The organism is Photorhabdus asymbiotica (assembly GCF_003634575.1).
GTDB classification, from domain to species: Bacteria; Pseudomonadota; Gammaproteobacteria; order Enterobacterales; family Enterobacteriaceae; genus Photorhabdus; species Photorhabdus asymbiotica.
The window spans coordinates 1,314,761-1,326,802 of record NZ_RBLJ01000001.1; the positions used below are offsets into that span (position 1 = coordinate 1,314,761).

The 12,042-nt window shown below is 39.5% G+C and carries 12 protein-coding genes; 8 read left to right on the forward strand and 4 right to left on the reverse strand.

Features of this window, described 5'->3' with window-relative positions; genetic code table 11:
• Nucleotides 1-198: 198 nt before the first annotated feature.
• On the reverse strand, nt 199-1,053 hold the full coding sequence (ampE, locus tag BDD30_RS05775; protein ID WP_012777304.1) for a beta-lactamase regulator AmpE: 855 nt from the start codon (nt 1,051-1,053) through the stop codon (nt 199-201).
• A 540-nt stretch (nt 1,054-1,593) separates the two neighbouring features.
• On the opposite strand from ampE, the gene nadC reads away from it, so the two are divergent.
• The 7 genes from nadC to yacG all read left to right on the forward strand — a co-directional run bounded on the left by nadC (nt 1,594) and on the right by yacG (nt 7,607).
• Complete coding sequence (gene nadC, locus BDD30_RS05780) at nt 1,594-2,484, forward strand: carboxylating nicotinate-nucleotide diphosphorylase (protein ID WP_012777303.1); 891 nt, start codon at nt 1,594-1,596, stop codon at nt 2,482-2,484.
• 198 nt (nt 2,485-2,682) lie between these two features.
• Entirely contained in the window at nt 2,683-3,108 is a 426-nt protein-coding gene (gene ppdD, locus BDD30_RS05785; RefSeq protein ID WP_012777302.1) for a prepilin peptidase-dependent pilin, read from the forward strand.
• Nucleotides 3,109-3,274: 166 nt separating this feature from the next.
• A complete protein-coding gene (gene gspE, locus BDD30_RS05790; RefSeq protein ID WP_012777301.1) occupies nt 3,275-4,723 on the forward strand; it encodes a type II secretion system protein GspE in 1,449 nt (482 codons plus the stop codon).
• Nucleotides 4,720-5,919: a protein transport protein HofC gene (hofC, locus tag BDD30_RS05795; RefSeq protein WP_012777300.1), complete on the forward strand. Its 1,200-nt coding sequence runs from the start codon at nt 4,720-4,722 to the stop codon at nt 5,917-5,919. Before gspE ends, hofC begins: the two co-directional genes overlap by 4 nt.
• 91 nt (nt 5,920-6,010) lie before the next feature.
• Nucleotides 6,011-6,613 (forward strand): dephospho-CoA kinase, encoded by a 603-nt coding sequence (gene coaE / locus BDD30_RS05800; protein ID WP_012777299.1) that lies wholly within the window; start codon nt 6,011-6,013, stop codon nt 6,611-6,613.
• Nucleotides 6,614-6,626: 13 nt separating this feature from the next.
• Complete coding sequence (gene zapD / locus BDD30_RS05805; RefSeq protein WP_012777298.1) at nt 6,627-7,379, forward strand: cell division protein ZapD; 753 nt, start codon at nt 6,627-6,629, stop codon at nt 7,377-7,379.
• A 30-nt stretch (nt 7,380-7,409) separates the two neighbouring features.
• Nucleotides 7,410-7,607, forward strand: a complete 198-nt coding sequence (yacG, locus tag BDD30_RS05810; protein ID WP_012777297.1) for a DNA gyrase inhibitor YacG — start codon at nt 7,410-7,412, stop codon at nt 7,605-7,607.
• A 38-nt stretch (nt 7,608-7,645) separates the two neighbouring features.
• Here yacG and mutT read toward each other — a convergent pair whose 3' ends face one another.
• The 3 genes from mutT to secM form a co-directional block, all read right to left on the reverse strand.
• Nucleotides 7,646-8,038, reverse strand: a complete 393-nt coding sequence (gene mutT / locus BDD30_RS05815; protein ID WP_012777296.1) for an 8-oxo-dGTP diphosphatase MutT — start codon at nt 8,036-8,038, stop codon at nt 7,646-7,648.
• 116 nt (nt 8,039-8,154) lie between these two features.
• Nucleotides 8,155-10,866 (reverse strand): preprotein translocase subunit SecA, encoded by a 2,712-nt coding sequence (gene secA / locus BDD30_RS05820; RefSeq protein WP_012777295.1) that lies wholly within the window; start codon nt 10,864-10,866, stop codon nt 8,155-8,157.
• An 80-nt stretch (nt 10,867-10,946) separates the two neighbouring features.
• Nucleotides 10,947-11,477 (reverse strand): secA translation cis-regulator SecM, encoded by a 531-nt coding sequence (gene secM, locus BDD30_RS05825; RefSeq protein WP_012777294.1) that lies wholly within the window; start codon nt 11,475-11,477, stop codon nt 10,947-10,949.
• Nucleotides 11,478-11,509: 32 nt separating this feature from the next.
• Between secM and BDD30_RS05830 the strand changes: the two genes are divergently transcribed.
• Nucleotides 11,510-12,034: a DUF721 domain-containing protein gene (locus tag BDD30_RS05830; protein WP_012777293.1), complete on the forward strand. Its 525-nt coding sequence runs from the start codon at nt 11,510-11,512 to the stop codon at nt 12,032-12,034.
• Nucleotides 12,035-12,042 lie beyond the last annotated feature (8 nt).

The window sequence follows — 12,042 nt, forward strand, 5'->3', positions numbered from 1 at the left end:
TTCAAAAATTATCGTATTACAATAATTTTTTATCATTAAATAAACAGGGCATTATTCAGAGCAATATATAATCCATAGTAAACATAGTTGATGACTGTTATTAATTTATTGATAAAAGAGAAAAAAGGAGCTACTTACATAGCTCCCTTATAGATAGTTAAGCTAGTGAGCGCCAAACAAATCAGCATAGCCAAACCATCAAACTAATGCCCCATAAATTGTCAGTAAGGCAACAACTACAATGATAGAAAAAGTCACCTTTTTCGCCAGTGTCACTGCGGCAATAGGTGTTTGAATTGCATCAAGATGTGGCTCACGGCTTAATGAAAACTGGGCAAGCTGACACACGACTTTATATTGTGTCGTTCTCAAATCACTAAGAGAAGCAACCCACGCTGGCAAAGCCCGTTCACCATGCCCTAATAAAGCATAAGCAACGCCAGCCAGACGAGCCGGAATCCAATCCAACCAGTGCAATAGGCGATCAACACCAGACTGTGCACGCTGAAGCGGCGTACTATATTGCGCCAACCATCCTTGATAAGACCTTAAAAAGCAATATCCCACCAAAGCAACCGGTCCTAATTTGCCAGCAACGATTAGCCAAAAAATTGGTGCCAAGTAATAGCGAAAATTTACCCATAGAAGAGCATTTTGCATCTCTCGTAACTTATTTTCTTTACTAGCATCAGCTGGTAAACCATGAATGATTACAAGACGAGCAAGATATTCTCTTCGTTGCTCCCTGTCATCTTGATGAACAGTACGAAAATATTCACGATAATCATTCCGTAAACTTCCCGCACCTATACACAGCAAACAAATGAGCACCCATAAAATTAGTTCAACAATTCCAAACATAAAATCATTAAATATTGTAATAAATAGCCATGTAAGCAGCATAGCGGCTAACGTCATCAACAAGCTTTTCCATAAGGAAAAAGCCTTCATGTTGGTAAAAAGTGGTTCAAGACGGTGATCCAATTGCCAATGATCGCTGAATTTAAATACTCGTTCCCACGCTAGCACTAACAACAGTATAAAGAGAGTCATTCTTTCTGCTCCTGCAACAATTGTTGATAATGTGTCTAACCGAAATAAGGTTCTGAATCTATTTTTCTTCCCGGAGCAATATCATTGTGACCAGTGATATGCTTGTTATATCCGGATATTCCTGTATAAGTCATTGTGTCAAAATAACAAAGCTTTCAATTACCTATCAGTAAATGGCTGAGTGTCTGCTCCCATCAGTTCTATCCCCATGGAGAAATCATTGCATTCTTCCTGCACCATATAGCAGGACACGCCAGCATACCACGAGCGCTTAGTGACTGCTCACCGCCCTAAAGATGTATGGACTCCCCTCCCGCATTCGGCGAGCAACTATCTTGAGCGATAATTTATGAAGCCATCTGATAGTATGACTCATCCCATCCTTCGTTCTTTCTGACCCCACCAATCCAGCCCTCATGTAACCGCTATTGCCCCCCTAAATCTGATAACAAAACCAAGATAGTAGTTGTTCACTGCACAACAAGGTAGCATGTTAAGACCATCATCAATATTGTTATCAATCATTTCTGGAGCTTTTCAATGACGACACGAAATTACGATTCAGATCAGCGCCGAGCTATTCTAATAGAACGCTTGAAGAATGACATTCCTGCCAGTGTAACCCTTGCCTTAAAAGAAGATTTGGGCGGAAACACAGATTTAGCATCTGACATTACTGGTCAGTTAATTCCAGCGGATAAACAAGCCACCGCAATAATTATTACTCGAGAAGATGGCATTTTCTGCGGTCAGCAATGGCTGAACGAAGTCTTTACTCAATTGGGCAATCAAACTTCCATTGAATGGCTGGTAAAAGATAGCGACTCAATTACTACCAATCAAAAACTCTGTGTACTACAAGGCCCAGCATCTGTATTATTGACCGGTGAACGCACTGCTCTTAACTTTATTCAAACACTCTCCGGCGTTGCAACAGAAGTCAATCATTATGTCCACCTTCTTACCGGCTTAAAAACCCAGTTACTTGATACCCGTAAAACACTACCAGGATTACGTACTGCCCTAAAATATGCCGTACTTTGTGGGGGTGGTAATAATCACCGCCTTGGACTATTTGATGCTTTCCTTATTAAAGAGAATCACATTATTGCCAATGGCTCAATTAAACAGACTGTAGACAAAGCCCGTCATTCTCACCCTGATGTTCCTGTTGAAATCGAAGTAGAAACCTTGGATGAATTGATCCTGGCCCTGAAAGCCAATGTTGATATTATTATGCTGGATAATTTTACTATTCCAATGATGAAAGAAGCCGTTGCTATTACATCAGGTAAAGTTGCTTTAGAAGTATCAGGTAATATCACCTTAAATACCCTGCGCAGCTATGCTGAAACAGGTATTGACTTCATTTCCGTTGGAGCATTAACCAAACATGTTAAAGCATTAGATCTATCAATGCGCTTCCAATAGTTAACAATGATATTGATGGTGGTGTAAATTAGCAATCCATAACCAACAGATTTGCGAACACCACCGTAAATGTTTTTGCAAACATTGCAATCCAGAAATCTTTTTTCGAGTCAATTCCATAATCTCTATATATCCTATTTTATTTTTTTCTCTTTCCTTCATTATCTATATCGCAATACCACAACGCGGAGAAAAAACATGAGTCAACAACAAGGATTTACCTTAATGGAAATTATGGTGGCTATTGCCATAATTTCTATCTTAAGTGCTATTGGCATTCCCAGTTACCAAGGGTATATTCAGAAAGCCGCCTTAACAGATATACTACAAACTATTGTGCCTTATAAATCAAGTATAGAACTTTGCAGTTTTGAAACTGAAGATTTCAAAGGTTGTAATACAGGAACAACATCAATTCCCAAAGGCCATAACAGCAGATATATAGAGAGCATTTCAGTTAAAGATGGAGAAATTACCATTAAAGGGCAACAGAGCCTTAAAAACCTCAGCGTTACATTAAAACCGACACAAAATATACAAACAGGTACAATTAAATGGAATAATAAATGCGAATCGGCAAATAATTCATTAAAGAACCGTTGCCAGGAAATATTTGAATTTTAATTCATTACTCTCATAAATATATATTTATACCCAATAGATTTCGAGTTGCAGCGCGGCGGCAAGTGAACGAATCCCCAAGAGCATAGATAACTATGTGACTGGGGTGAGTGAAAGCAGCCAACAAAGCAGCAACTTGAAGGATGAAGGGTATATATAGGAGATAACAATGAACTCGCTTTCAGCAGCAGAAAACACATTAATGGAAAGAGAAATCCATGATATTTGTCATCGTTATCAATCTGTGGTTATAAAAAAAGATGATAATACTATAACAATTGCCAGCAGCGAATTACCCAATGATGAGCTATTAGCCGCATTACGTTTTATTTCTGGCCGTATCGTTAATGTAGAAATTTGGCCGTTGGCACGAATTGAATCAGTATTGCACCAAAATATTTCACTACACCATTTACCAGAGGAAGAATCATCTTTATTACCACCTACAACCGATATTCATGCAGATGAAAATGATGCACCAGTCATTCAGCTTATTAATCAAACTTTATTAACTTCAATTCAACGACGTGCATCTGATATTCATTTTGAACCATTCCAACAAGGTTATCGTATTCGTATCCGGGTTGATGGTGCATTACATCTCTTGTCATCTCCATCTCCTCAAATGAACGCCAGCATTGCCGCACGTCTTAAGATAATGGCGAAATTGAATATTGCCGAAAAACGGCTACCTCAAGATGGACAATTTGATTGGTATGACACACGTCATAACTATGCTATCCGTATGGCCACCTTACCAACAATACACGGAGAAAAAATTGTACTCAGAATATTAAATACAATGCGACAACTGTCACTGGATCAGCTAGGTATCCCAGAGCAGTTATTAAATCAATTACAACAAAAATTAACATTACCACAAGGGATGATTTTAGTGACAGGCCCAACGGGAAGCGGAAAAACAGTAACTTTATATAGTTGTTTACAATATCTGAATCAAAACAAAAAGAATATTTGCAGTGTAGAAGATCCTGTTGAAATCCCGCTCAATGGCATTAATCAGACACAAATTAACAGTAAAATTGATCTCAATTTTGCCAAAGTATTACGAGCATTATTACGGCAAGATCCCGATGTCATCATGGTAGGAGAAATACGTGATAGCGAAACAGCCGAAATATCAGTAAAAGCAGCACAAACAGGCCATCTGGTCCTTTCTACATTACATACTAATTCTACGGTAGATACATTATCTCGCCTACAAAATCTAGGCATTTCAGGCTATATGGCGGCTTCTTGTATCAAATTAATTATCGCCCAACGACTTGTCAGGAAATTATGCCTGCATTGCCGTAATCAGCAAACAGATGAAACAGTGATTAATATCGGAAATAATTCTATATTTATCAGGCAATGGATAGCGGTTGGTTGCAAACATTGTTTCTCTGGTTACTATGGCCGAACTGCTATTTATGAATTTTTGGAAATAACACATGAACTCCAACAAATATTATCACAACAAGACCCTCAAAATTTACAAAAAACTATTATAGATCAACGAAAAGAGACCTTGTTTTCATCTGGCATTCTATTAATAGAACAAGGAATCACTACACTAGAAGAAATTTACCAAGTTACAGGAAAAGAAGAACAATGAAAATTCATTATATTTATCATTGGCAAGCAGTTAATAATAAAGGCGAGATATCAAAAGGAAAATCACTATGTGATAACCGCAAAGTTTTATATCAACAACTTATTCATATTGGATTACAACCTTATAATATAAAATGCGAAAAATGGATATTTTATCATCATCAACAAGTTTCCTACCGTCTGAATTTCATTCGTCAATTAGCAACATTATTATCATCAGGAATGCCATTACTTAATTGCCTGAACATTCTTATCCGTGAATGTAGTAATCCATTATGGCATTGCGTATTATCAGATATTAGCAAAAGAATTACCCGAGGAGAATCATTCTCTACTTCACTAAAAAATTATCCATTTCTATTTCCACCTTTATTTTATCAACTCATTGCTGTTGGTGAGTTAACTGGGCAACTAGAAATCTGCTGCCAATTATTAATTAAACAGCAAGAGCAACAAGATAAGTTACAGAAGAAAATAGCAAAAGCATTACGCTACCCTCTGATTATTATTGTTGTTGCCAATATTATCATTTTATTAATGCTAATTTTTGTTTTGCCTGAATTTGAACATATTTATCATTCATTTAACACACAACTTCCTTTACTGACCCGTAGTTTATTAATAGCCTCCGACTGGATTATTCAATATGGTGGTTATAGCGCTATTGGATTAATAATGTTGTTCCTATTTTACCTACAATTACGCCAGCGCCATAAAATATGGATTGTCCGTGAAAAAAATCTGATATTACGTTTACCCATTATTGCAAAATTAATTAGTTGTCAGCAATTAGGACAACTTTTCCATATCCTATTTATGACACAAAAAGCCGGATTAACCCTCACCGCAGGGTTAAACAGTGCTATTGCATCAATAAATCATCCTGTATTTCTGAAAGCGACTAAATTCTTACATACCCAAATTAATCAAGGGATACCAATGAGCGAAGCACTAAAACAACAACCTTGCTTTCCTGCACTGTGTCAACAGTTCGTCAGTGTTGGCGAAGAGTCTGGCAATCTAGAACTACTATTGGAAAATCTCGCTAACTGGTATCAACAACAAGCATTGGAAATTTCTGATAATATGGCTCAGTTACTGGAACCAATACTTATGATTATAATAGCTACTATTGTTGGCATACTATTACTCGCAATGTATTTGCCAATTTTTCAGCTAGGTACAATACTCACTTGAAATAAAAACAATTCCATGGTTTTGCTCTAGGTCATCTGCCTCCCTTTCGGTTACAATCTCAAAATACTATCAAGTAATATTAAGGGATAGGATGACTTATATTATTGCACTCACAGGTGGGATTGGCAGCGGTAAAACCACTATAGCCAATGCTTTTGCAGCTCTTGGTGTTCCTCTTGTTGATGCAGATATTATCGCCAGAGAAGTCGTGGCTCCTGGAACTCCTGCTTTGCAAGCCATTAAAGAACACTTTGGACATGAAATACTAACGCCAGATGGTAGCCTTAACCGAACATTGTTACGCCAGAGAATTTTCACAAATCAACAAGAAAAACAGTGGATTAACCAACTCCTTCATCCTCTAATACATCAAGAAACCAAACGCCAGTTAGAACAGATAACTGCCTCTTATGTGATTTGGGTTATTCCATTGTTAGTTGAAAATAATTTGGGACATCTGGCAGATCGGATTCTAGTCGTTGATGTTTCACCTGAAGTACAAATCAGCCGGGTAGCTACTCGTGATGGTATTAGTTGCCAACAAGTCGAAAATATTTTAGCTGCACAGGCATCCCGTAGCGAGAGACTGGCTTATGCCGATGATGTTATCTCAAATCATGATAACATACAGGCAATTACTCCTCGTGTTGCCGAACTACATCAACAATATTTAAGATTAGCTGAATCAGCTTGACAGGATAATCATGATGAGTGATACAACTTCTACAATTATTTTTGAGCACCCACTGAATGAAAAAATGCGATCATGGTTGCGGATTGAGTCCTCTCTGCAACAACTCACCAATCAACGCCATTTAGACTCATTAGCAAGTAGCCTTGCCTTTTTCCGTACTGTTGCTGAACTACTTGAAGTTTTAGAACGAGGTGAAGTACGTTCAGAACTATTAAAAGAATTAGAACGCCAACAGGCGAAATTAAAACACTGGGCCGAAATACCTGATGTTGATATTAATATCGTCAATAATTTCAGATTAAAATTAAAAGAGCGAGCTGTTGCACTGAGCAAAGCGCCACGATTAGGACAATCCCTTAAAGACGATAAAATCATTAGTATGGTGCGCCAGCGCCTCAGTATTCCAAGTGGCTGTTGTGGTTTTGATCTACCCACCCTACATTTATGGCTTCACTTACCGCAATCAGAAAGAGATAAAATGGTTTCATTCTGGATTGATAGTTTGTTGCCACTCCAACAAGCACTGGAAAGTATTTTAGAACTAATACGCCAGTCTGCGACTTTTCGTTCAGAAGTCAGTAAAAACGGTTTTCACCAAGATACAGCAGAGGGTTCAGATTTACTAAGATTACGATTACCATTAAAACCTTTATTGTTCCCTCAAATCTCTGGCCATAAGACCCGCTTTGCCATCCGTTTCTTACCACTGGATAGTGAAAAAGGCTGCGTACCTACCCATTTGCCATTTGAACTGGCATGCTGCTAAGATTATAGGCTAGTTATCCGGAGAGAAATCATGTCTGAGTTATTAACTATTGAATGCCCAATATGCAGTAAAAGTGTGATTTGGGGAGAAATAAGCCCATATCGACCATTTTGCAGTAAACGCTGTCAATTAATTGACTTAGGTGAATGGGCAAATGAAGAGAAACGGATACCAAGCCAAAGTGAAAATTCCGATAGTGATGAATGGAGTGAAGGGCCTGAACAATAATAAGTAGCCGCGTTAATTATAATGCGGCTATTTACAATTCAAGCAGTCAATAAGGCAACAATACTGCGATTAGCGGGTGGGAATTCATCTGCAATTAAATCTTTCTGTAATACCCACCGGGAAAGCTGGCCTTCTTTGCCAAAAGGCTCATTTTCCCATCCACCTACCAAGAAAAAATAAAGGGTAATCAACCTATCAGGAAAATCATGTTTAACCGTTTCTACCAACTCATAATGAGTAGCAGTAATACCAATTTCTTCCTGTAGTTCACGAATCAAAGCCTGTTCAGGAGTTTCTCCTTTTTCGATCTTCCCGCCTGGAAATTCCCAGAATCCCCCCATATGAGTGTCAGCATGACGCTGAGTAATAAAAATTTCATGTTGTGAGTTTCTAATAATTCCAGCAGCTATATGCAGGTGTTTCTTTTCCATATTACTATTATCTTCATTCATTCTTTTGGTTATCAAGCAACCAATATTCAGATGCTATTTCCGAAGGAGGCAGATTAAGGCCCACAGTAAAAAGGCGGTTTCCCGCCTTTTCATCATTACTGCAAGCGCCCATGACAATGTTTATATTTTTTACCCGCGCCACAAGGACAAGGATCATTACGACCTACTTTACGAACACCACTAGCAATCTGAGCTTCTATTTCAGACATCAAAGCACCTTTTTCAACTTCATGGCTTAATTGCTGTTGTCTTGCCAGACGTTCAGCTTCCACACGACGTTGCTGTTCTAGTGCCTCTACCTCTTCTGGCATTCTTACCTGGACTTTGCCCAATGTACTAATCACTTCATATTTCAGCGATTCCAACATATTTGCAAACATAGCGAAAGATTCACGTTTGTACTCTTGTTTTGGATCTTTCTGAGCATAACCGCGTAAGTGGATACCCTGACGCAAGTAATCCATTGCAGCCAAATGTTCTTTCCACAACATATCTAGAGTCTGTAACATGATACCTTTTTCAAAGTTACGCATCATTTCAGTGCTGACAATCTCTTCTTTACGTTTATAGATTTCAACAGCCTGTTCAAGAATACGCTCACGTAAAGTTTCTTCATGTAGTTCAGGTTCTTTATCCAACCACTCTTTGATCGGTAATTCCAAATCAAAATCAGCCACTAAACGCTGCTGCAAACCTTCTATATCCCACATCTCTTCCAGAGATTGAGGGGGAATATAAACATCAATGATTGTTTTAAATACATCTTCACGGATACTACTGATAGTTTCGCTAACATCACTGACATCCAGCAAATCGTTACGCTGAGCATAGATAGCACGGCGCTGATCATTAGCAACATCATCGTATTCCAGTAATTGCTTGCGTATATCGAAGTTACGGCTTTCTACTTTACGCTGAGCATTGGCAATAGCCTTGGTTACCCACGGATGCTCAATCGCCTCACCGGGTTTCATACCAAGTTTACGCATCATACCCGTAACACGATCAGATGCAAAAATACGCATCAGTGAATCTTCCATTGATAAATAGAAACGTGATGAACCCGCATCCCCTTGGCGACCTGAACGCCCACGTAACTGATTATCAATACGACGGGATTCATGACGCTCCGTACCAATAATATGTAACCCGCCCGCAGCTAGAACAATATCGTGGTGTTCCTGCCATGCCGCTTTAATCTTTTCAACCTGAACTTCTGTTGGATCTTCCAACTTAGCAACTTCTGCCTGCCAACTACCACCCAGCACAATATCAGTACCACGACCAGCCATGTTCGTCGCAATAGTTACTGCACTCACCTGACCAGCCTGAGCAATAATATCTGCTTCCATTGCGTGAAATTTGGCATTAAGTACGTTATGCTCAATACCTGCTTTAGTCAGCTCACGGGAAACCAATTCAGATTTTTCAATAGAAATAGTCCCCACCAATACAGGCTGCCCTTTACCAGTACGTTCGCGGATATCTTCAATGATGGCTTCAATTTTTTCAGCTTCAGTCATATAAACCAGATCCGGCAAATCACTACGGATCATCGGGCGATTTGTCGGCACCACAATGGTATCGAGCTTGTAAATAGAACTGAATTCAAACGCTTCTGTATCTGCCGTACCGGTCATACCAGCCAGTTTTTCATACAGACGGAAATAATTTTGGAAAGTAATCGAAGCCAAGGTTTGGTTTTCATTCTGAATCTCTACTCCCTCTTTAGCTTCAACAGCCTGATGCAGCCCATCAGACCAACGGCGCCCCTGCATAGTACGACCAGTATGCTCATCAACAATAATGACTTCACCATCTTTTACGATGTAATCAACATCACGTGTAAATAAAGCATGGGCACGTAGCGCAGCGGTAACATGGTGCATCAACATGATATTGGTTGGTGAATACAAAGATTCACCTTCCTCCATCAATTTAGCTTCCGCCAGTAATTGTTCAATCAAAACCAAACCACGTTCCGTCAAGTTAACCTGACGGGACTTCTCGTCAACAGAAAAGTGCCCTTCCCCCTGAAAAGTATCTGAATCTTCTTTTTCCTGACGGATCAGTTTGGGAATCAGTTTATTCACTTTGATATAAAGTTCAGAGCTGTCTTCAGCAGGGCCAGAAATAATCAATGGAGTACGGGCTTCATCGATCAGAATAGAGTCAACTTCATCCACCAGCGCATAATGCAGTTTACGCTGAACACGTTCTTCTGGGCTAAATGCCATGTTGTCACGAAGATAATCAAAACCATATTCATTGTTAGTACCATAGGTAATATCCGCTGCATATGCCTGTCGTTTAGCGGGGGCTGGCATACCTGGCAGGTTGATACCAACACTCAACCCCAGAAATTCAAACAATGGACGGTTATTTTCAGCGTCACGTTGTGCCAAATAATCATTCACTGTAACTACGTGAACACCGCGGCCAGTCAATGCGTTCAAATAAGCAGGCAAAGTCGCTGTCAGTGTTTTACCTTCACCGGTACGCATCTCTGCAATACACCGCTCATTTAGAACCATACCACCCAGTAACTGAACATCGAAATGACGCATAGCAAACACACGTTTACTTGCTTCACGTACTGTTGCAAATGCTTCAGGTAACAGATTCTCCAGCGATTCACCTTTTTCCAAACGAGCACGGAATTCAACTGTTTTGCCTTTTAATTCGTCATCAGACAATTTTTCAAATTCTGACTCCATACGGTTGATTACATCAACTACTTTACGCATACGACGCAATGTACGATCATTACGACTACCAAAAACCTTAGTTAACAATTTAATTAGCATAGTTAATTACATCTCAGATAAGGCTGTTATCTCGCAGCCAACAAATAGTTATTTATTCAAACCTTATAAAAAAACGAAGATCAGAGGTAGGCAGAAGGACCTGCACGAATACCCTGGGCTTTTGCAATCCAAAACGCCGGAGTATGAGAAGATTGTGATACGGTAATCGGGAGTTGCGTATTTGAAACCGGTTCAGGCAGCTGAAGCTCTCGAGTTAACAGTCCATTCAAAGTTTCCAGCACAAGCTGCTGAATATTGGAAGAGCTTAACCGGATACTTTGTTTTGCTGTTTCATTATTTATAGGTTGGGAAACAAAAAAAGCAAAAGAAAGATGCCGAATCATATTACGCACAGCATGTTGTTGCCAGTAATTAACTCCATTATTGGCAGACTGACGCTGAATATTTTGCTGTGAAAAGAGGTTATCAAAAGCCGACAAAGCCTGATTTTGCCAACACTGACAGGATGATGTATTGGCTTGTAATAAGATATTATTCGTAACACCCACTAAGATGGTAGGAACACCAATACTTGCCGCAACCATCCCTAATAACAGATGCGGCCAGAAATAACGTCTACCAAATTGTCGCCAAAGATTTAGAATACTCATTAACCCTTCGTTATACCGGATCTACTTTTTATATGCGTGATAGCCGCCCACAATCATTAGATGTTCTTTTTGAAGACGCCGCTGCCATTGAGAAAAACCCGCTTCATATTGTCCAGCAACGTGCTGTCGCCTTATTAAAACTTAATCGTGCGGTCATCAGCCTACTCCCTGCACAACTACATCCGTGGTGCAGGGTCGCCAATTATCGCAAACAAATTCTGGTACTGGAAGCAGGAAACGCTAGTTGGATGACCAGATTGCGTTACGAATTACCAACGCTACTCTCTGCATTGAGAAGTGAAATTCTACCATCCTTGTCATCGATCGACATCAGGATTAATCCATCATTAATGGTTAAACATGATAATAGTGCGCAGAGCTTCGCAAAAATAATGAGTAACAGTCACAACATCTCACCGGTACGTCAGTTAAGTCAAGAAAGTGCTAAGGAATTAATAATATTAGCAAGCCGCAGTCCGAAAAAATTAAAGGAAAGATTGGAGCGATTGGCCGCACTGGCCGGAGAGAGTGCCAGCACAGCCAACAAGAAGCGCTAACGCTGAGT

What these genes read in the sequence shown, in the direction of transcription:
- secA (WP_012777295.1), bottom strand. Translation starts at nt 10,866, where the DNA reads ATGCTAATTAAATTGTTAACTAAGGTTTTTGGTAGTCGTAATGATCGT.
- zapD (WP_012777298.1), top strand. Translation starts at nt 6,627, where the DNA reads ATGAGTGATACAACTTCTACAATTATTTTTGAGCACCCACTGAATGAA.
- nadC (WP_012777303.1), top strand. Translation starts at nt 1,594, where the DNA reads ATGACGACACGAAATTACGATTCAGATCAGCGCCGAGCTATTCTAATA.
- mutT (WP_012777296.1), bottom strand. Translation starts at nt 8,038, where the DNA reads ATGGAAAAGAAACACCTGCATATAGCTGCTGGAATTATTAGAAACTCA.
- hofC (WP_012777300.1), top strand. Translation starts at nt 4,720, where the DNA reads ATGAAAATTCATTATATTTATCATTGGCAAGCAGTTAATAATAAAGGC.
- ampE (WP_012777304.1), bottom strand. Translation starts at nt 1,053, where the DNA reads ATGACTCTCTTTATACTGTTGTTAGTGCTAGCGTGGGAACGAGTATTT.
- yacG (WP_012777297.1), top strand. Translation starts at nt 7,410, where the DNA reads ATGTCTGAGTTATTAACTATTGAATGCCCAATATGCAGTAAAAGTGTG.
- gspE (WP_012777301.1), top strand. Translation starts at nt 3,275, where the DNA reads ATGAACTCGCTTTCAGCAGCAGAAAACACATTAATGGAAAGAGAAATC.
- ppdD (WP_012777302.1), top strand. Translation starts at nt 2,683, where the DNA reads ATGAGTCAACAACAAGGATTTACCTTAATGGAAATTATGGTGGCTATT.
- BDD30_RS05830 (WP_012777293.1), top strand. Translation starts at nt 11,510, where the DNA reads ATGCGTGATAGCCGCCCACAATCATTAGATGTTCTTTTTGAAGACGCC.
- secM (WP_012777294.1), bottom strand. Translation starts at nt 11,477, where the DNA reads ATGAGTATTCTAAATCTTTGGCGACAATTTGGTAGACGTTATTTCTGG.
- coaE (WP_012777299.1), top strand. Translation starts at nt 6,011, where the DNA reads ATGACTTATATTATTGCACTCACAGGTGGGATTGGCAGCGGTAAAACC.